An 18,888-nucleotide genomic window follows, 5' to 3' on the forward strand; every position below is an offset into this window, starting at 1 on the left:
GCATCTGCGGGCCTCGGCTTCTTCCATCGACCTTCGTCAGGGGTTGCCCGCGACCTTCAGGCTGGGCGAGACGTCTTCGGCCTCCGGCAGGACATAGACCACTCCGCGCTCCCGGCCGAGCGTGGTCGCGACCACCTGGTCGAAGAATCCCCCTGGAACGATCACGCAGCCTTGCGAGATGCGGTTGTCGTCAGGCGTATCAGAGCTCAGCCGCTCCGGCCGGTGCTCGACGGCCGGCGCCGGACGCAGGCGGTGGATGGCGAACGCGGCGTCATAGTCGACCCACACGATGGACTCGCCCCTCGCGTTGTGCCCCGGCTCGGAATCGAATCTTCCGGCGGGCGTGGTGCGCAGACCGGCGGGGATGTAGCCGCCCGCCATTTCGCCAATGCCCGGAGCGCTCTTGTCACCCCTGGCCAGTCCCAGCAGGACGGGCGTCGTGCCGCGCAAGCGGCCATCGGCGCCGAAAACATAGATACGCGCGTTCTTCTTGTCGACAACGGCGACCGGTCGCCCCTGGGCGTCACGGTGATCGAAGGCCCATTCGGCCACGCGGCGGGCGTCATCCGAGGGCCGGACATCCACGAAATCCGCCCGCACGGTACCGGCCTGCCCCAGAACCGCCACGGCGGCCTGAGTGCCAGCTCCCGCCAGACACAACATCGCCAGGCACGCGGCACGCGCGCCTCTTCCACCCATCCAAGCCATCTCGCCCGAAGTCCTTCTGACGGTAACCAATGACAAACCGGGCACACAGCCTGGCTCGCGATGGCCGCCATACTAAAGGCAAGGGGGGTAAGCAATCGAGACAAGAAGGACTAATCCGCACGGCTTTTCGGCGGATAGACGGGCGTCCGCACCCATGAAACCAGGGTGCGCTAGGCGCCTGCTGGGATAAACCCTAGGGGGTGTCGGCTCAGGCTCAGATCGGAGGCGGGGAGGCCCGGCCACCAGCCATGCGAAGGCCGTTGTTCTTCACGCCGGGGAAGACATCGACCAGCGACTTGACCTCCGGCAGGACGTAGACGATGCCCTTGTGACCGCGGAAGACCGGGAACAGCACGCTTTCGAAGAAGGATGGCGGCAGGTTGATGCAGCCGTAGCTGATGCGGTTGTCGGCGGCCGTGGGCGTGGCCAGGCGCTCCAGGCGATGTTCCTTCGGGTTCGTGGTGATAACCCGGTGCATGGAAACCGCGGCGTCGTAATCGACCCAGACCACGTCCTCCTGTCTTGCATTGCGCCCCGGCTCGGCCACGAAGCGGCCCGCCGGGGTGGTGCGCTCCTGCGGGCGGACCTGCTCGATAGGCCGCTCGCCGATGCCGGGGACGGTGTCGTCACCGGCCGCATAGCCGAGCAGGACGGGGCTGGCGCCCAACAGCTTGCCGCCCGGCTCGAAGACGAAGACCTTGGCATTGCGCTTGTCGAGGATGACGAAATTCCGCGTGCCGTTGTCGGCGCTCTCGACGACCCATTGCGCCACACGCCTCACGTCGCGCGAAGCGATCTCCGAACCGAGGTCCAGCTTGCGCTCGATCGCGGCGGCCGAATCTGCGCCGGGCGTGAGCGCCGACTCGGCCGGCGCCGTGAGCGAGCCCATGTCGGCCTGGGACAGCGAAGGCACCAGAGAGGGTGCCAGGCTGCCGTGGTGACGGACCTGGGGCACGACCAGAACGAGAACGGCTGCTCCCATGAGCAGCCCGTTCTTCAAGCCATCGGTGACGTCGCGACTGAGGTTCATGGCGGATCCTCTTTCCTCGCGGCAGACCGGACGAACCCGGCATGCCGATTTCCTCGGCATGCCGGGCCCGCGGTCGCCCTGTCAAGCGTCAATCATGCTCCTGAGTCCATGTGGCTTTGCCACTCGACTCAACCCCCTCGGGGGTGGACGACGCATGTCGTCGGCCAGGGGGCGCTCAGTTGCGGTCCGCGCGCGGAGCGCGTTCCCCCGAGCTGGCGGTGCCGCTCGTGTTGTTGTCAGCCGCTGCGCCGTTGGTGCTGTTCGAGTTGTGGGCGTTGCGGTGGCGCAGCCACGGATCGCTGGCCAGGTTGTATTGAGGTTCGTTCGGCGAGTTCAGGTCGACACGCGATTCGGTCTGCACCGGAGCCGGCGTCGGCGCGGCCGCGGGGGCAGCCATCGGCGCCGTCGAAGAGGACGTGGACGTGGACGTCGAGTTGGTCGTCATGCTGGGGTTCGTGCCGCTGGTGTCGCCTTGCGGTGCCACGGCCGGGTGGGTGATGTCGGTCTTGTCCGGCGAAGTGCCTGCCGTGGGGTTGGCCGCATTCGGGCGGGCCGCATTGGGATCGGTGGCCGTCGTGGCGGTCGAGCTGCCCTGGGTCGAGTCGGCCGACCACGGACTGGTGGCGCTCGAGGAGCTGTTGGCCGTGTCGGTGGCCGCCATGCTCGAGGACGCCGGCGAGCTCGAGTAGTCGGTGCTCGTCGTGGTGGTGGTCGTGGTCGTGGTCGACTGGTCGGCCATGGCGCTGGCGGCACCGGTCTCGGCATCGTAGGCGGTCACGGCCGAGGGCGGCATCGCCGGCGCACCGTTGACGTTGTTCTCGGCCGAGTTCTGCGCGCCGTTGTAGTTGCTGTTGGCCAGCGCGGTGTCGTCGCTGCTCTGGGCGTAGGCGAAGCCGATCGAGGCCACCAGTGCGGTGGCGGACAGACTGGCGATGGCGAGCTTCTTGGGTGATGACATGTCGGACTCCTTTATTTGAAGCCCCGCGGGGCAACGATGGGGTCGAAGAGGAGGAACTGGAACCGGGGTTCCCGGTCTGTCCACTCTAGGCGCCGCGATCGAGGCGGCGGGTCCGCCGCCGGAGGGTCTGGATGTAGGAAATCATGCCGTCAAGATGACTCTCTAGGCGCCCTTTCCGGCCCGCGCGGAAACGTGCTTTTCGACGAACTGCGCGTACGCCTTCGCCCACTGCTGGATGAACTCGCGCGTGCCCGGGTTGGTGATCTCGCCGGAAGCGTCGATCAGCCCTTCCTTGAAGTGGATGAAGGCCTCGGGCTGCCCCAGCGTCGGCACGTCCAGGTAGGCCAGGACATTGCGCAGGTGCTGCTGCGCGAGAGCCGTGCCGATGCTGCCTATCGAGGCACCTATGACCCCCGCCGGCTTGCCCGCGAACGAGTTCTTGCCGTAGGGCCGGGAGGCGATGTCGATGGCGTTCTTCAGCACGCCGGGGATCGAGCGGTTGTATTCGGGCGTGACGAACAGCAGGCCATCGGCCGCCTCCACGCGTTGCTTCAATCGCAGCGCCGCAGGCTGCATGGCCTTGTCCTCGTCCTGGTTGTACAGCGGCAGGTCGTCGATGGAGACGTGTTCCCACGTCCAGTCCTGCGGTCCCAGCCGGGCGATCGCTCGCGCCAGCTGCAGGTTGATCGAGTCGGCGCGGATGCTGCCGACGAGGATGGCGATGCGGGTCATGTGCGGGACCTCCCGTGGTTGGATTCAGGCATGGAGTCGAGCGCCGCGCCGGGGTCTTCCTCGCCGGCGGCGGATTCGCCCTCGGTTGGCGGCTCGCCGGCGGAAGTCGAGCTGTGCGTCGCGCCCGCGGGTGTGGGCGCGGGTGCAAGTGACGATTGCGCGTCATCGTCCTCGGGCGGGAACAGGCCGCTCCACCATTGGCGCGCGGCGGCCATCACGGTGTCTATGGCATCGCGGTCGCCCTTGATCATGGCGGCGGCGTAGGCCCGCAGCTGCCTGCCGGTCAGGTGCGGGGGCGCCGGCGGCATGTTCGGGTCGGTGACCATCTCCAGCAGCACCGGACGATCGGCCGCCAGGGCCGCGTCCCAGGCCGCGCCCACGCTTTGCGGCTCGTCGATGCGCACGCCCACCAGCCCCAGCAGCTCGGCGTACTCGGCATACGGGAAGGCCGGGACGAACTGCGAGATCGCGGCTCGCGGCTCGCCTTCGGTGACACGCTGCTCCCAGGTCACCATGTTCAGGTCGTCGTTGCGCAGGACCATGATCACCAGCCGCGGGTTGGTCCAGCGCCGCCATGCGTGAGCGATGGAGATGAGCGCATTGATGCCGCTCATCTGCATCGCGCCGTCGCCGAGCAGCGCGATCACCGGTCGGTCGGGGAAGGCGTACTTGGCGGCGAGCGCATACGGCAGTGCCGGCCCCATGGACGCCAGTCCGCCGGACAGCGAAGCCATCATGCCCCGCCGCAACTTCAGGTCGCGCGCGAACCAGAAGGCCGCGGTGCCGGAGTCGCAGGTCACGATGCAGCCGTCGGGCAGGCGCGGCGAAAGCTCCCAGAACACCTTCTTCGGATTCAGCGGCTCTGCCAGCACCTCGGCATGGGCCTGCAGCACGCGCCACCAGCGGTCGACGTTGCGCTCTATGCGCTCCCGCCACCGGCGGTCAGGTTGGCGGCGCAGCCGGGGCAGCAGCGCGCGCAGCACCTCGCGGCTGTCGCCGGCCAGGTTGATCTGCATCGGGTAGCGCAGCGACAGCCGCGTCGGCTCGATGTCGATCTGGACGCCGCGCGCCTGCCCTTCCGCGGGCAGGAACTCGGCGTACGGGAAGTTGGAGCCCACCATCAGCAAGGTGTCGCAGTGGGCCATCAGGTCCCAGCTCGGCTCGGTGCCGAGCAGTCCGATCGCACCAGTGACGAACGGCAGTTCGTCCGGCACGCAGGCCTTGCCGAGCAGGGCCTTGGCGATGCCGGCGCCCAGGGTCTCGGCGACCATGATCAGCTCGTCGGTGGCGTGCAGCGCGCCCGCACCTGCCAGGATGGCCACGCGCTCGCCGCGGTTGAGGATGGCGGCGGCCGCATCCAGCTCCGCCTCGCCGGGCACCATGGAACGCGCGCTGCGGCCCCAGCCGCTGTGCAGGGTGCCGTGCTCGCGCGGCGGCTCGGTCGTCGCCGGCAGCGCCTGCACGTCCGTGGGCAGGATGATGCAGGTGACGGTGCGACGCTCGATGGCGCTGCGGAAGGCACGGTCCACCACGTGCCTGAGTTGAGCGGGCACGGTGACCATCTGCACGTACTCGGAGGCGACGTCGCGAAACAGCGCGGCCAGGTCCACCTCCTGCTGGAAGTCACCGCCCAGGGCGCTGCGGGCCTGCTGCCCGACGATGGCGACCACCGGCTGGTGGTCCAGCCGCGCGTCGTAGAGGCCGTTGAGCAGGTGGATCGCACCCGGGCCCGCGGTCGCCAGGCACACGCCGACCTCGCCGGTGAACTTCGCATGGGCGCAGGCCATGAAAGCCGCGAGTTCCTCGTGCCGTGTCTGCACGAACTCCGTCCCGGGCTCGCCTCGTTCGGCCGCGCGCTGCAGCGCGCCGATCACGCCATTGATGCCGTCACCCGGATAGCCGAAGACCCGTCGGGCGCCCCAGCGGCTCATGCGTTCGACCAGGTGATCCGCGACGGTATGGGAGGACATGATGGACCCGCGAGCAAGCCATGTTCCCGAGCGACGGGATCGGCCTGCGTCCTTCTTGCGGCAATTGCGGCGGACGCCCGAGAGGTGTGGCGGGCATGTGCCATGCCCATCGGAGGCAGACGCCTTCGCCGCGGCTGGGCCACGGACGTCATGGCGCCACATCCACCCGAGGAAAGGACATCATGGAACACCGCGACTTGATCGATACGCTCAACCGTCTCGTGGAGACCTGCAAGGATGGCGAATACGGCTTCCGCAGTTGTGCCGAGCACTGCAACAGCGAAGAGCTGAAAAGAACTTTCAGCAGCCGTGCCGAGGACTGCCGCCAAGGCGCCGCCGAACTGCAGTCACTGATCCGCCAAAACGGCGGCGAGCCCGAGGAAGGCGGCAGCACCACCGGAGCCGTGCACCGCGGCTGGGTGGCCGTCAAGGGCACGCTGTCGGGCTACAGCGACCTGGCCATGCTCGAGGAATGCGAGCGGGGCGAGGACGCCGCGCTGGAACGCTATCGCAAGGCCCTGGAAGAGTCTCTGGCGCCCGAGGTACGCAGCGTGGTCGAACGCCAGTTCGAAGGCGTCAAGAAGAACCACCTGCAGATCCGCACCCTGCGCGACCAGATGCGCGCCTCGCAACCGTAACAGGCATGCCGAAAGGGCTGGGTGCGTACCCAGCCCTGCTGCTTGTCGGCCGTGAAGGCCTTCGTCTGAAAGGCTAGCGCGGCCCCGCCGGAGGTGCCGGCTCGGGTTGCGGCACTTCCACCGGTGGATCACCTTCGGGGCGCGCCGGCATCTCCTGCGGGGGTGGAGGCGGGATCGTGTCCGGAGGCGGCTGTTCCACGTGCAGCCGCAGGAGCCGACTCGTCTTCACTGGCTCGCCGCCGAGGCGCTCGGCGACGCGGGCATGCTGTCGCTGGCGGCAGGCATCGTCGTCGATGGCGTCGTGGTCACCGTGGCGGTCGTGTTGTCTCGCTTGTTGCAGCCGGCCAGTCCGAAGGTGGCGGCGGCCAGGAGCGTGGCGCCAAGCAGGCCGGCGATCGTGCGCGCCGTCGTGGGGGTCGTCGTCATGGTGGGTTCCTCTCGCTAACTTGTTGACGCTGGCATGGGTGGATTGCGCCCGTGCAAACAACACTGCGCAGGGCAGGCAACTTTCGTGCGCATCCGCCGGCGGCGTAGCCAGGGGTCAGCTGTAGACCTGCGGCTCCGGCTGCGCCGGCGGATCCTCGACCGGCGCGGGCGGTTGCCACGGGTCCGGATCGTGGATATGGCGCTTGGGCTGCTCCATGGGGGGCACCGGATGCGGCGGGAGGTCGGGATTGGGCGTGGTGGGAACGGGCATGGTCCGCAAGGTGCGGCAAGGCTTGTGCCGGGGCACGAGCCTTGCCGCGCTTGCGGCTGACTGTTGGGCTCAGGCCCCCCGCCTTCGAGCGCGGCGGTAGAACTTCATCACGGGTGTCGCGCTCGAGCCGTGCAGCAGCACCGACAAGGTGATGGTGACCAGCACCGCGTCGGCGACCCAGCCCATCTGCACGCCGCGCGCTCCATGGGAAACGGCGAAGGCCAGGTAGTACATGGAGCCGACGCCGCGGATGCCGAACCAGGCGGCGAGTCGCCGCTGGGACGGATTGAAGGCGCGCCCGGGCACGGTGAGGAACACCGCCAGCGGACGCGCGATGAGCAGCGCCGCCAGGGCCACGACCACCGTCTGCGCTGTGAAGGCCTCGCGCGTCAGCAGCGTACCGACGACGATCATCACGACCAGCTCGGCGAGCTTCTCCAGGTCCAGCGTGAAGTCGAGCACCGCCTTGGCCATGTAGGCCGAGGCCTGTTCAGGGTGGGCCTGGGCATCCGGCCGCAACTGAGTGCCGACGTGGCCCGGCGTGTCGTGCCTCTCGACCTGCCGCATGGCCAATCCGGCGGCGAACACCGCGAGGAAGCCGAAGACCTGGATCAGCAAGGCGAGGCCGTAGGTGAGCGCAATGAGGCCCAGCGTGAGAAAGCTCTCCATGCCCAGCGCCTGCTCGCGCTCGCGCCGCAGCCACACCACCGCGCGGCTCACTGCGAAGCCCAACGTCCAGCCCAGCGCCAAGCCTCCGGCAGCTCCCCAGAGCACGTCGACCAGCGCCCAGCGAGACAGCCCCGGGCCGAGTTCGTGCAGGCCCATCAGGCCCAGTGCCAGCAGCACCATGGGCGCGGCCGTGCCGTCGTTCAGGCCGCCCTCTGCGGTGAGCGAGAAGCGCAGGCGGTCCCGGTCGCGTTCATGGTCCACCTGCACATCCGAGGCCAGCACCGGATCCGTTGGCGCCAGGGCAGCCGCCATCAGCAGCGCCGGCCCCAGGGCCAGGCCCAGGGCCAGGCCGCCAGCGCACAGCAAGGCCACGGTGGCCAGCATGGTCAGCGTGGCCATCAGGACGGGCGCGCGCCAGATCCGGTCCCTCAAGGGGGCGCGCAACTTCAACCCGACCGCGAACAGCGAGATGAGCACGGCGGACTCGGTCAAGTGCTCGAGCAACGCCGCGTCCCGGTCCAGGCTGAGGTCGATGAAGCCGGCCACCTCGGGGCCCAGCAAATGCCCCGCGATCAGGTAGAGCGCCGCGGCACTGACCGGCAGCTCGCGCCGCCAGGTGTCCGTCAGGCCGATGAGGATGAGCAGCAGCCCGACGATCAGGTACCAGCCCGTCGCCATGCCGGATCCTCGGCCACCGTCAGCACCTGCGCGGCGACGAACAATTGATCGTCGTACCCGCGCGTGCCCGCAGGGCCGGGATGCCAGTCGAGGACGAATCGGACGTCGCGCTCCGCGTCCTCTCGGGCAGCTTGCCGCAGAAGCTGCAACCGGGCGGCGACCGCGGGCTTCGAATCACACATCGCAGCCTCCTGCGAGTTTCGAAGCAACCCTTGTTCCCGCCCGCATCGGTCAACGGCCGGTGGCAGGCCCAGTCGTCGACGGGCCGCCCCTAGAGGACTGATCCCCTCGGGGGACCGACGCCGCAGGCGGCGCAGGGGTCGTCATTCCACTCGACGGGCCGCCCCTAGACGACTGATCCCCTCGGGGGACCGACGCCGCAGGCGGCGCAGGGGCCTTGTTCATGCGGCCACGCGCCCCCGCCGGCGCTCGATAGGGTCAATGCGCAGCAGCTGGCGGTACTTGGTCACCGTGCGGCGTGCCAGGCGGACACCCTGCTGCGCCAGCTGGCGCGCGATGTCGGCATCGGACAGCGGCGCGTCCGGCGACTCGGCATCGATCATGTCCTTGATGAGGCTGCGCAGCGCGGTCCCCGAGCAGGTCTTGCCGCTGTCGGTGGTCAAGGCGCGCGAGAAGAAGTACTTCAGCTCGAACACGCCCAGCGGCGTCATCATGTACTTGTTGTTCGTGACGCGGGACACCGTGGATTCGTGCAACCCCAGCTCGTCGGCGATTTCGCGCAGGCCCATCGGCCGCATCGCCATCGGGCCATGCTCGAGGAAGCGGTGCTGCCTCGCGACGATGGCCTCGGTCACCTGCAGGATGGTGGCGAAGCGCTGCTCCACGTTGCGCAGGGTCCAGCGCGCCTCCTTGAGGTGATCGGCCAGCGCCTGGTCTTCGGCGCGGCGATGGCGCTGGAAGAGCTCGGCGTAGACGCGGTTCATGCGCACGCGCGGCACCACCGCGCTGTTGAGCTGCACCGTCCACTGTCCTCGCAGCTTGCGCACGATCACGTCGGGCACCACGTACTGCACCTGCGCCGGGCCGCAACGCCAACCCGGGCGCGGATCCAGCCGGCGGATGCGCTCGCACACCGCCTCGACTTCGGCCGGCGAACGCTGCAGTTCGCGCGCCATGCGCGCCACGTCGTGCCGGGCCAGCACCTCCATGTGCTCGTTGACGATGCGCCGCGCCAGTTCGCGCTGGTCCGGGCAGTCGATGGACGACAGCTGCAGCGTCAGGCACTCCGCGACATTGCGCGCGGCCACGCCTGCCGGCTCCAGCGATTGCACGCGCTTCAGGGCGATCATCACCTCCGGCAGGATCGCCGGCGGGCTGAGGTCGGTGAGCTCGAGGATTTCCTCCAGCGGCGTGCGCAGGTAGCCATCGTCGTCCAGCGATTCGATGATCGCGCGGGCGAGCGCGGCATCGCGCTCGGGCAGCGAAAGCAGGTCGAGCTGGGAATGCAACTGGGCCGCGAGCGTGGGCTCGGCCGCCATCAGCTCCAGGGCGCCGATGTCGCCGTCCTCGGCGCGGCGAAGGCGCGTCAAGCCATCGCCGTGCCAGCCGTCCGCGAAATCGACCATGCCGCCCTCGGGGCCGGTGTCGCCGTGGTCGGGCTGGTCGGCCGCGAACTCGTCCGCGGCCGGCGCGGCCGACGAGGGCTCGCTTGCTTCGGACTGCGCCGAATATTCCGACGCGCCATCGTCCATGCCATTGACCACCCGCTCAGGAGCCAGACCGGCCGTGGGAGGTGCCTCGGCGCCATCGCCCTCGTCTCCCTCCAGGAAGGGATTGCGTCCCAGCGCCGACTGCACCTCATGGGCGAAATCGGTGGAAGACAGCTGCAGCAGCCAGACGGCACGCTGCAAGCGCGGCGACAGGACTTGCTGCTGCCGTTGTTCGGTGTGTCGCGAAAGGGTAAGCATGCCGCCTCTCTCGATGAGTTTGGGGTTCTTCGGATGGTCCGCGTGGTCAGGTGAAGTTCGATGTCTCCATCGAAACCGCAGCGTCAAAAACTGCGTCTTTCCTCATCACCATGCATGGGCCGTGCCGGAACTCGGCTGTGGTTGCAACAACTCACACAAGGCACCATCCGCGCCGCCGGCGATCCGGCGTTTTCCCTCGGCAGACGTGGGAATGAAAGATGCCGCGTCGTTACATCGGATCGCCAGGATTCGGTCCGCCCGGACGTGCTCGAGTTCGAGGGGCACGAGCTCAACCATTCGGAATTGCCGGCAAGTCGTCAGACTTACCGTTTGTTCTGCTGCCCCGCCGCGCCCCGGTCGAATCGTTCAGGGCCTGCGGAAGGCGTACAGCGTGGCCCCTTCGCCAGCATTGCCTGCCGCCGCACGATCGCCGAGGGCCCCCCGCGCGATCATGGCCTCGAGCGTTGCCGGGTCCACGGGCTTGAGCAGGTGCTCGTCGAAGCCCGCCTCATGGCTTCGCTGGCGATCGGTCGCCTGGCCGTAGCCGGTCAATGCGATGAGGAACACCTTGCCGCCGGCCTCCGTCTGCCGCAGGCGGCGCGCCACCTCGTAGCCGTCCATGCCCGGCAGGCCGATGTCCAGCAGCATCACGTCCGGCTGGAACTCCGCCGCCTGCTCCAGCGCTTCCCGCCCGTCGCGCGCGGTACGCACCTCATGGCCCGAAAGGCCCAGCATCGCAGCGGTGGTGTCGGCCACATCGGCCTGGTCATCCACGACCAGGATGCGGCGCTGCATGACCGCCTGCGGCCGCTCCGGCTCACTGGAGTGCATGGCCATGGGTGCCGAGTGACTCGGCAGGTAGACGCGGAATTCGGCCCCGCTGCCCGCCCCCGCGCTCAGCGCCTCCACGTGGCCGCCGTGGAGCTTGACGAGCAGTTGCACCAGCGTCAGCCCGATGCCCAGGCCGCCCTGGCTGCGGTCCAGCGCCCGGTGGCCCTGCTCGAACAGGTCGAACACCCGCGGCAGCAGATCGGCCTCTATGCCCATGCCGTTGTCCCGGACGCTGATCATCACTTCGCCGCCCTCGGCGGCGACCCCGACGTGCAGCCGGCCCTCGTCGGGCGTGTACTTGACGGCATTGCTGAGCAGGTTGTTCACCACCTGCTCTATGCGTGCCGCATCGCCCTGCACCCACACGGGCTCGCGCGGCAGGGCCTGCGTGAGCGTCTGGCGCCGCATCGCGATGAAGGGCGCCTGCGCCTCGATGCAATGAGTCACGAGCGACGACAGGTCGACCGGCGCACGCTGCAGCACGATCTTGCCCTGGCTGATGCGCGCCACGTCCAGCAGTTCATCGACCAGGCGGGTGAGCTGGCGCACCTGGCGGTCGGTGATGTCGGTGGCCCACTGCAGCGTGGCATCGCGCGGCGAGAGGCGGCGGATGACCTCCACCGCATTGCGGATGGGCGCCAGGGGACTGCGCAGCTCGTGCGAAAGCATCGCGATGAACTCGTCCTTGCGCCGGCTCGCATCCTCCAGCCGCGCTTCGGCCTGCCGGCGCTCGGCGATCTCGACCTGCAGGCTCTGGTGCAGCTGAGCCGCCGCAAACGCCACGGCGGCGCGGGTGGCGGCTTCGGCCAGCAGCGCGTCGCCGAGCGGCGTGGGCTCGCCGTGCACGAGAAGCACGCCCAGCAGCCGGTCGCCATGGGCCAGGGGGTAGACACGCTCGGCCCGCGCACGGCCCGCGACCTCCAGCGCCCGGATCTCCTCCTCGGTCAGCGCCTCGGGCGACACATCGACAGGCAGCGTATCCGCCTCGCCGAGCCTGGCGGCCGTGTGCACCCGCAGGCGTTCGTCGATGAGCATCACGCTGGCGCCGCCGGCCAGCAGGGGAACGACCTTTCGCAGCAGCGTGTGCAGGCCTGCCTGCACGTCCAGCAGGCCGGACATGGCATGGCTCAGCTCCGACAGGGCTGCCGAGCGTCGGCTGGCCTCCTGAGCCACCTCCAGCGCCGCCGCCGATGCCGCGAGCGCAACGCGTTCGTCGGCCTGGCGTGCCACGCGCTTTTGCAACAGGTGCAGCTCGACGAAGACGCGGACCTTCGACCGCAGGATGTCCGGCACGACCGGCGACAGGATGTAGTCGACCGCCCCGAGGGAGTAGCCGCGCGCCGTCTGCAGCTCGTCGGCATACGAGGTGATGAAGATGATCGGCGTGTGGGCCGACCGGCGGTGGCGACGGATGAGGGCGGCGGTCTCGAAGCCGTCGATGTCCGGCATGTTGACGTCCAGCAGGATCACCGCGAATTCGCGCTGAAGGACCTCGCGCAGGGCCTCGGTGCCGGAGCGCACGAAGATCAGGTTCTGGTCCAGATCCTCCAGCACCGTGCGGAAGACCAGCAGCTTCTCCGGCAGGTCGTCGACCACCAGGATGTTGGCGCGCTCGGGCAGCAGGGAGTCCGCTTGGCTCACAGCAACCAGCCTCGAAGCACGGCCAGGAGATTCGTCGGATCCACCGGCTTGGACAGGTAGTCCCAGGCGCCGGCCTCTATGCATTTCTGCCGGTCGCCCTTCATCGCCTTGGCGGTCACCGCCACCATCGGCAGCTCGCGCCCGCGCGGCAGCTTGCGGATCTCCTGCATGGTCATGATCCCGTCCATCTCCGGCATCATGATGTCCATCAGCACGATGTCGATGCCCGGGTCGGTTTCGACCAGCCGGATCGCCTCGCGGCCGTTGTCGGCCGAGACGATGACCATGCCGACCTCGTCCAGCGCCGTGGCCAGGGCGAAGATGTTGCGCATGTCGTCGTCGACGATGAGCGCCTTCTTGCCCTTCAGCCCGTCCTGGCTGGACAGCTCGGCCTCGATCTCGCGCAGCTCCTCGTCCGAAAGCACGGCGGGCCCGCGATGCAGCCAGAAGCTCACCAGGTTGCGCAGGCGCTTCTGCGTGTCGGCGTTGCTCTGGCCGAAGCCGCGCCCGCCGCGGCCCCAGGGCGGCGACTCGTTGCCGGCCTTGCGGTGCAGGACCACGGGCAGCTGGCAGATGCTGCGCCGTTCGGCGATGGCATCCAGGATGTCCTCCGGTCCGAAATCAGGCACCGTGGCGTCCACCAGCACGCAGTCCGCGTCCATCAGGATGTGGCGCGCCTGTTCGGCATCGTCGGCCAGCAGCGGCTGGATGTCGTCGGGCAGCCCGCCGAGCAGTTGCTCGCGCAGGGGCGAAGGCGGCATCACCACGGCCAGGCGCTTGACCGCCCGGTCGACATAGGCCGAGAGCTCGTCGATCGCGGCGCGCGCCACGTCGGCCGACTGCAGCGGCTTGGCCAGGAAGCCGATCGCGCCCGACTGCAGCGCCCGGTCGCGCGCGTCGTCGGTCGACACGACGCAGATCGGCAGGTGGCGCGTGGCCATGTCGGCCTTGAGCCGATCCAGGATGCGCCAGCCCTCCATGTCGGGGAGGTGGATGTCCAGCGTGATCGCGGCCGGGTGGTACTCGCGCGCCATCGTCAATGCGCTGGCCCCTGTTCCCGTCACCAGGCCCTTGAAGCCGCCGGCACGCGCGGCCTCCAGCATCACCTTGGCAAAGCCGATGTCGTTCTCGACGATGAGCATCACGCGGTCGCCGGTGCCGAGGTCCGCGCGGTCATCATCGGCATGGTTGGCGAACAGGACCGGCGCCACCGCGGCCGCCGGATCTTCCTCGGCGAGCGCGACGGCAGGCGCGCGGCGACGGTCGGACAACAGGCGAGGCGCCGACGGCGTGGCCTCGGCCACTTCCCCGGTCTGCGGCCGCCCGTGCCGCCCGCTGCGCTGCGGGTTGTAGCTTTGCGGCAGGAACAGCGTGAAGACGCTGCCGCGCCCAGGCTCGCTGACCAGCCTGATCTCGCCGCCCAGCAGGCGCGAGAGCTCGCGGCTGATCGCCAGGCCCAGGCCGGTGCCGCCGTACTTGCGCGAGGTCGAGCCGTCCGCCTGCTGGAAGGCCTCGAAGATGATCTGCTGCTTGTCTGGCGGGATGCCGATGCCGGTGTCGGCCACGGCGAAGGCCAGCACCTGGCCGGCGCGGTTGAGCTCCTCGTTCTCCGGCGACCAGCCGCTGGTGACCGTCGAGATCATGAAGGTCACCTGGCCGACGTGGGTGAACTTGAAGGCGTTGGACAGCAGGTTCTTGACGATCTGCTGCAGGCGCTTGACGTCGGTGACGATGCTCTTGGGCAGCGGCGGCTCCAGCTGGACGATGAAGTCCACGTGCTTGGATTCCGCGAAGTGGCGGAAGCCCCGTTCGATGGAGCGGTGCAGCTCGTCGATGCGCAGCTCGCTGACATCCACCGCCACCGTGCCGGACTCGATCTTGGACAGGTCCAGGATGTCGTTGATCAGCATCAGCAGGTCGTTGCCGGAGGCATGGATGGTCTTGGCGAACTCGACCTGCTTGGTGCTCAGGTTGCCGTCGGGGTTCTTGCAGAGCTGGTCCGAAAGGATGAGCAGCGAGTTCAGCGGCGTGCGCAGTTCATGGCTCATGTTGGCCAGGAACTCGCTCTTGTACTTCGACGTCAGCGCCAGCTGCTCGGCTTTCTCTTCCAGCGCCTGGCGGGCCTGCTCGACCTCGCTGTTCTTGCGCTCGACCTCCTGGTTCTGGTGGGCCAGCAGGCGGGCCTTGTCCTGCAGCTCCTGGTTGGTCTGCTGCAGCTCCTCCTGCCGGCTGCCGAGCTCCGAGGCCAGCGACTGGGATTGCTTGAGCAGGTCCTCGGTGCGGGTGTTGGCCTCGATGGTGTTGATGACGATGCCGATCGATTCGGTCAGCTGGTCGAGGAAGGCCTCGTGCACCGGGTTGAAGTGGTCCAGCGAGGCGAGCTCCAGCACGCCGCGCACCTGGTCCTCGAAGACGATGGGCAGCACCAGCACGTCCATCGCCGCATGGTCCGACAGGCCCGAGGCGATGCGGAAGGCTTCGCTGGGCGTGTTGGTCAGCAGGATCTTGCGCTTGTCGATCGCGCACTGGCCGACCAGGCCTTGACCCAGCTCGACCACCTTGCCGTGGCTGGCCTGGCCCCCCGAGGCATAGCTGGCCAGCAGCACCAGGCGGGGCGGCTCGCCGGGCGTGCCCATCACGTAGAACTCGGCCTGCTGGGCACTCACCACCGGGGCCAGTTCGGACAGGATCAGCTGGCCGACCGTGACCAGGTCCTTCTGGCCCTGCAGCATGCGGCTGAACTTGGCCAGGTTGGTCTTCAGCCAGTCCTGCTCGGTGTTCTTCTGGGTCGTGTCCTTCAGGTTGCGGATCATCTCGTTGATGGTGTCCTTCAGGGCCGCGACCTCGCCTTGCGTCTCGACCGTGATGGACCGCGTCAGGTCGCCCTGCGTCACCGCGGTGGCCACCTCGGCGATGGCGCGCACCTGGGTCGTCAGGTTGGCCGCCAGCTCGTTCACGTTCTCGGTCAGGCCCTTCCACGTGCCGGCCGCGCCCGGCACCTTGGCCTGGCCGCCGAGCTTGCCTTCCACGCCCACTTCGCGGGCCACCGTGGTCACCTGGTCGGCGAAGGTGGCGAGCGTGTCGATCATGGAGTTGATGGTCTCGGCCAGCGCCGCGATCTCGCCCTCGGCCTCCACGGTCAGCTTGCGTTTCAGGTCGCCGTTGGCCACGGCCGTGACCACCTTGGCGATGCCGCGGACCTGGCTCGTCAGGTTGCCCGCCATGAAGTTCACGTTGTCGGTCAGGTCCTTCCAGGTGCCCGACACGCCCTTGACCTGGGCCTGGCCGCCGAGCCGCCCTTCGGTGCCCACCTCGCGGGCGACGCGGGTCACTTCCGCGGCGAACGAGGACAGCTGGTCCACCATGGTGTTGATGGTGTTCTTCAGCTCCAGGATCTCGCCCTTGACGTCCACCGTGATCTTCTTGGACAGGTCACCGGCCTGCACGGCCTTGGTCACGTCGGCGATGTTGCGCACCTGGCTCGTGAGGTTGGAGGCCATGAAGTTGACCGAGTCGGTCAGGTCCTTCCAGGTGCCGGCCACGCCCTGCACGTCCGCCTGGCCGCCCAGCTTGCCTTCGGTGCCGACCTCGCGCGCCACGCGGGTCACCTCGGCCGCGAAGGAGCGCAGCTGGTCCACCATGGTGTTGATGGTGTTCTTCAGCTCCGAGATCTCGCCCTTGACGTCCACCGTGATCTTCTTGGACAGGTCGCCCTTGGCCACCGCGGTCGTCACCTCGGCGATGTTGCGCACCTGGCTCGTCAGGTTGCCGGCCATGAAGTTGACCGACTCCGTCAAGTCCTTCCAGGTGCCGGCCACGCCCTGCACATCGGCCTGGCCGCCCAGGCGCCCTTCGGTGCCGACTTCACGCGCCACGCGCGTCACTTCCGCCGCGAACGAACGCAGCTGGTCCACCATGGTGTTGATGGTGTTCTTCAGCTCCGAGATCTCGCCCTTCACATCGACCGTGATCTTCTTGCTCAGGTCACCGGCCTGCACGGCCTTGGTGACGTCGGCGATGTTGCGCACCTGAGAGGTCAGGTTGGAGGCCATCGAGTTGACCGACTCGGTCAGGTCCTTCCAGGTGCCCGCCACGCCCTGCACGTCGGCCTGGCCGCCGAGCTTGCCTTCGGAGCCCACCTCGCGGGCCACGCGGGTCACCTCGGCCGCGAACGAGGAGAGCTGGTCCACCATGGTGTTGATGGTGTTCTTCAGCTCCGAGATCTCGCCCTTGACGTCCACCGTGATCTTCTTCGAGAGGTCACCGGCCGCCACGGCGGTCGTCACCTCGGCGATGTTGCGGACCTGGCTCGTGAGGTTGCCGGCCATGAAGTTGACCGACTCGGTCAGGTCCTTCCAGGTGCCGGCCACGCCCTGCACATCCGCCTGGCCGCCGAGCTTGCCTTCGGTGCCCACCTCGCGGGCCACGCGGGTCACTTCGGCCGCGAATGATCGCAGCTGGTCCACCATGGTGTTCACGGTGTTCTTCAGCTCCAGGATCTCGCCCTTGACGTCCACCGTGATCTTCTTGCTCAGGTCGCCGGCGGCCACCGCCTTGGTCACGTCGGCGATGTTGCGCACCTGGGCCGTGAGGTTGCCGGCCATGGAGTTCACCGAGTCGGTCAGGTCCTTCCAGGTGCCCGACACGCCCTTGACCTCGGCCTGGCCGCCCAGGCGCCCTTCGGTGCCCACCTCGCGCGCCACGCGCGTGACTTCCGCCGCGAAGGACGAGAGCTGGTCCACCATGGTGTTGATGGTGGCCTTGAGCTCCAGGATCTCGCCCTTGACGTCCACCGTGATCTTCTTGCTCAGGTCGCCCGCCGCCACCGCCTTGGTCACGTCGGCGATGTTGCGCACCTGGTCGGTCAGGTTGCCGGCCATGGAGTTGACCGAGTCGGTCAGGTCCTTCCAGGTGCCGGCCACGCCGGCCACCTCGGCCTGCCCGCCGAGCCGCCCTTCGGTGCCCACCTCGCGGGCGACGCGGGTCACCTCCGCGGCAAACGAGCGGAGCTGGTCGACCATGGTGTTGATGGTGTTCTTCAGCTCCGAGATCTCGCCCTTGACGTCCACCGTGATCTTCTTGCTCAGGTCGCCGGCCGCCACGGCGGTCGTCACCTCGGCGATGTTGCGGACCTGGCTCGTGAGGTTGCCGGCCATGAAATTGACCGACTCGGTCAGGTCCTTCCACGTGCCGGCCACGCCCTGCACGTCCGCCTGTCCGCCGAGCTTGCCTTCGGTGCCGACCTCGCGCGCCACGCGGGTCACCTCGGCGGCGAAGGAGCGCAGCTGATCCACCATCGTGTTGATGGTGTTCTTCAGCTCCGAGATCTCGCCCTTCACGTCGACCGTGATCTTCTTGCTCAGGTCGCCCGCGGCCACCGCCTTGGTCACGTCGGCGATGTTGCGCACCTGGGAAGTCAGGTTGCCGGCCATCGAGTTGACCGAGTCGGTCAGGTCCTTCCACGTCCCCGACACGCCCTCCACCCGCGCCTGGCCACCGAGGATGCCCTCGGTGCCCACCTCGCGGGCGACACGCGTGACCTCGGAGGCGAAGGAACGCAGCTGGTCCACCATCGTGTTGATGGTGTTCTTCAGGGTCAGGAACTCGCCCTTGACGTCCACCTCGATCTTCTTCGACAGGTCGCCCTTGGCCACCGCGGTGGTCACGTCGGCGATGTTGCGCACCTGGGCCGTGAGGTTGCCGGCCATGGAGTTCACCGAGTCGGTCAGGTCCTTCCAGGTGCCGGCCACGCCCTTGACCGTGGCCTGGCCGCCGAGCTTGCCCTCGGTGCCCACCTCGCGCGCCACGCGCGTGACCTCGGCCGAGAAGTTGCCGAGCTGGTCGACCATCTTGTTGATGGTCTGCGCGGTGTGCAGGAACTCGCCTTCGAGAGGCCGGCCATCGACCTCGAGCGCCATGCTCTTCGAAAGATCGCCCTGGGCCACGGCGCCGATCACCCGCGCGACCTCGGAGGTCGGATGCACGAGGTCGTCGATCAGCGCGTTGATGCAGTGGATGGACTCGCCCCAGAAGCCGCGCGCCTCGCGCATGGAGGCCCGCTGCTTGAGCCGGCCCTGCTTGCCGACGACCTGGCGCAGCCGCGTCAGCTCCTTGGCCATGTTGGCGTTCTGCTCGACCACGTCGTTGAAGACATCCGAGACGCGGCCAGCGAGGCCGGACCAGTGGTGCGGCAAGCGCACGCTCGCGTCCCCGTCGCGCAGCGCCACCAGCGCCGTCAGCAACGCGTGCAACTCCTGGACCGGTTCGTTGACGACCGGGCTCTCGATGACGCTCATGGCAACTCCTGAAGCTCGCTCGCAGCCATCCCTCGCGGCTGCGAATGGTTCGAGCAGCAGCTTTTGTGCCACGTGCAAACGCTTGCAGCCACCGGGGCATGACGCGCTGCAG

At 68.5% G+C, this 18,888-nt stretch carries 13 protein-coding genes; 1 reads left to right on the plus strand and 12 read right to left on the minus strand.

Annotated elements, in window-relative coordinates; genetic code table 11:
* Positions 1-36 precede the first annotated feature (36 nt).
* The 5 genes from ACS5PM_RS03115 to ACS5PM_RS03135 all read right to left on the minus strand — a co-directional run bounded on the left by ACS5PM_RS03115 (position 37) and on the right by ACS5PM_RS03135 (position 5,398).
* Positions 37-627: a L,D-transpeptidase gene (locus ACS5PM_RS03115; protein ID WP_439385298.1), complete on the minus strand. Its 591-nt coding sequence runs from the start codon at positions 625-627 to the stop codon at positions 37-39.
* 295 nt (positions 628-922) lie between these two features.
* Positions 923-1,738: a hypothetical protein gene (locus ACS5PM_RS03120; protein WP_439385300.1), complete on the minus strand. Its 816-nt coding sequence runs from the start codon at positions 1,736-1,738 to the stop codon at positions 923-925.
* 175 nt (positions 1,739-1,913) lie between these two features.
* Positions 1,914-2,696 carry a hypothetical protein gene (locus ACS5PM_RS03125; RefSeq protein ID WP_439385302.1) on the minus strand — a complete coding sequence of 261 codons (783 nt, stop codon included), beginning with the start codon at positions 2,694-2,696 and terminating at the stop codon, positions 1,914-1,916.
* A 162-nt stretch (positions 2,697-2,858) separates the two neighbouring features.
* Entirely contained in the window at positions 2,859-3,428 is a 570-nt protein-coding gene (locus tag ACS5PM_RS03130) for an NADPH-dependent FMN reductase (protein WP_439385304.1), read from the minus strand.
* Positions 3,425-5,398 carry a thiamine pyrophosphate-requiring protein gene (locus ACS5PM_RS03135; protein WP_439385306.1) on the minus strand — a complete coding sequence of 658 codons (1,974 nt, stop codon included), beginning with the start codon at positions 5,396-5,398 and terminating at the stop codon, positions 3,425-3,427. Before ACS5PM_RS03135 ends, ACS5PM_RS03130 begins: the two co-directional genes overlap by 4 nt.
* Before the next feature lie 182 nt (positions 5,399-5,580).
* Here ACS5PM_RS03135 and ACS5PM_RS03140 point away from each other — a divergent pair, with 182 nt between their 5' ends.
* Positions 5,581-6,036: a ferritin-like domain-containing protein gene (locus ACS5PM_RS03140; RefSeq protein WP_439385308.1), complete on the plus strand. Its 456-nt coding sequence runs from the start codon at positions 5,581-5,583 to the stop codon at positions 6,034-6,036.
* A gap of 225 nt (positions 6,037-6,261) precedes the next feature.
* Here the strand turns inward: ACS5PM_RS03140 and ACS5PM_RS03145 are convergent, their stop codons facing one another.
* The 7 genes from ACS5PM_RS03145 to ACS5PM_RS03175 form a co-directional block, all read right to left on the minus strand.
* Positions 6,262-6,462 (minus strand): hypothetical protein, encoded by a 201-nt coding sequence (locus ACS5PM_RS03145; protein ID WP_439385310.1) that lies wholly within the window; start codon positions 6,460-6,462, stop codon positions 6,262-6,264.
* Between the two features lie 115 nt (positions 6,463-6,577).
* Positions 6,578-6,733, minus strand: a complete 156-nt coding sequence (locus ACS5PM_RS03150; RefSeq protein WP_439385312.1) for a hypothetical protein — start codon at positions 6,731-6,733, stop codon at positions 6,578-6,580.
* Positions 6,734-6,802: 69 nt separating this feature from the next.
* Positions 6,803-8,080, minus strand: a complete 1,278-nt coding sequence (locus tag ACS5PM_RS03155; RefSeq protein WP_439385314.1) for a cation:proton antiporter — start codon at positions 8,078-8,080, stop codon at positions 6,803-6,805.
* A complete protein-coding gene (locus tag ACS5PM_RS03160; protein ID WP_439385316.1) occupies positions 8,059-8,262 on the minus strand; it encodes a hypothetical protein in 204 nt (67 codons plus the stop codon). The genes ACS5PM_RS03155 and ACS5PM_RS03160 overlap by 22 nt, the downstream gene beginning before the upstream one ends.
* A gap of 219 nt (positions 8,263-8,481) precedes the next feature.
* Positions 8,482-10,008: an RNA polymerase factor sigma-54 gene (rpoN, locus tag ACS5PM_RS03165; RefSeq protein WP_439385318.1), complete on the minus strand. Its 1,527-nt coding sequence runs from the start codon at positions 10,006-10,008 to the stop codon at positions 8,482-8,484.
* A 366-nt stretch (positions 10,009-10,374) separates the two neighbouring features.
* Positions 10,375-12,480 carry a hybrid sensor histidine kinase/response regulator gene (locus ACS5PM_RS03170; protein WP_439385320.1) on the minus strand — a complete coding sequence of 702 codons (2,106 nt, stop codon included), beginning with the start codon at positions 12,478-12,480 and terminating at the stop codon, positions 10,375-10,377.
* The gene (locus ACS5PM_RS03175; RefSeq protein WP_439385322.1) at positions 12,477-18,776 is read right to left on the minus strand and encodes a HAMP domain-containing protein; all 6,300 of its coding nucleotides are present in this window, start codon (positions 18,774-18,776) and stop codon (positions 12,477-12,479) included. The genes ACS5PM_RS03170 and ACS5PM_RS03175 overlap by 4 nt, the downstream gene beginning before the upstream one ends.
* Positions 18,777-18,888 lie beyond the last annotated feature (112 nt).

The organism is Ideonella flava (genome assembly GCF_051857595.1).
Taxonomy (GTDB): Bacteria; Pseudomonadota; Gammaproteobacteria; order Burkholderiales; family Burkholderiaceae_C; genus Ideonella.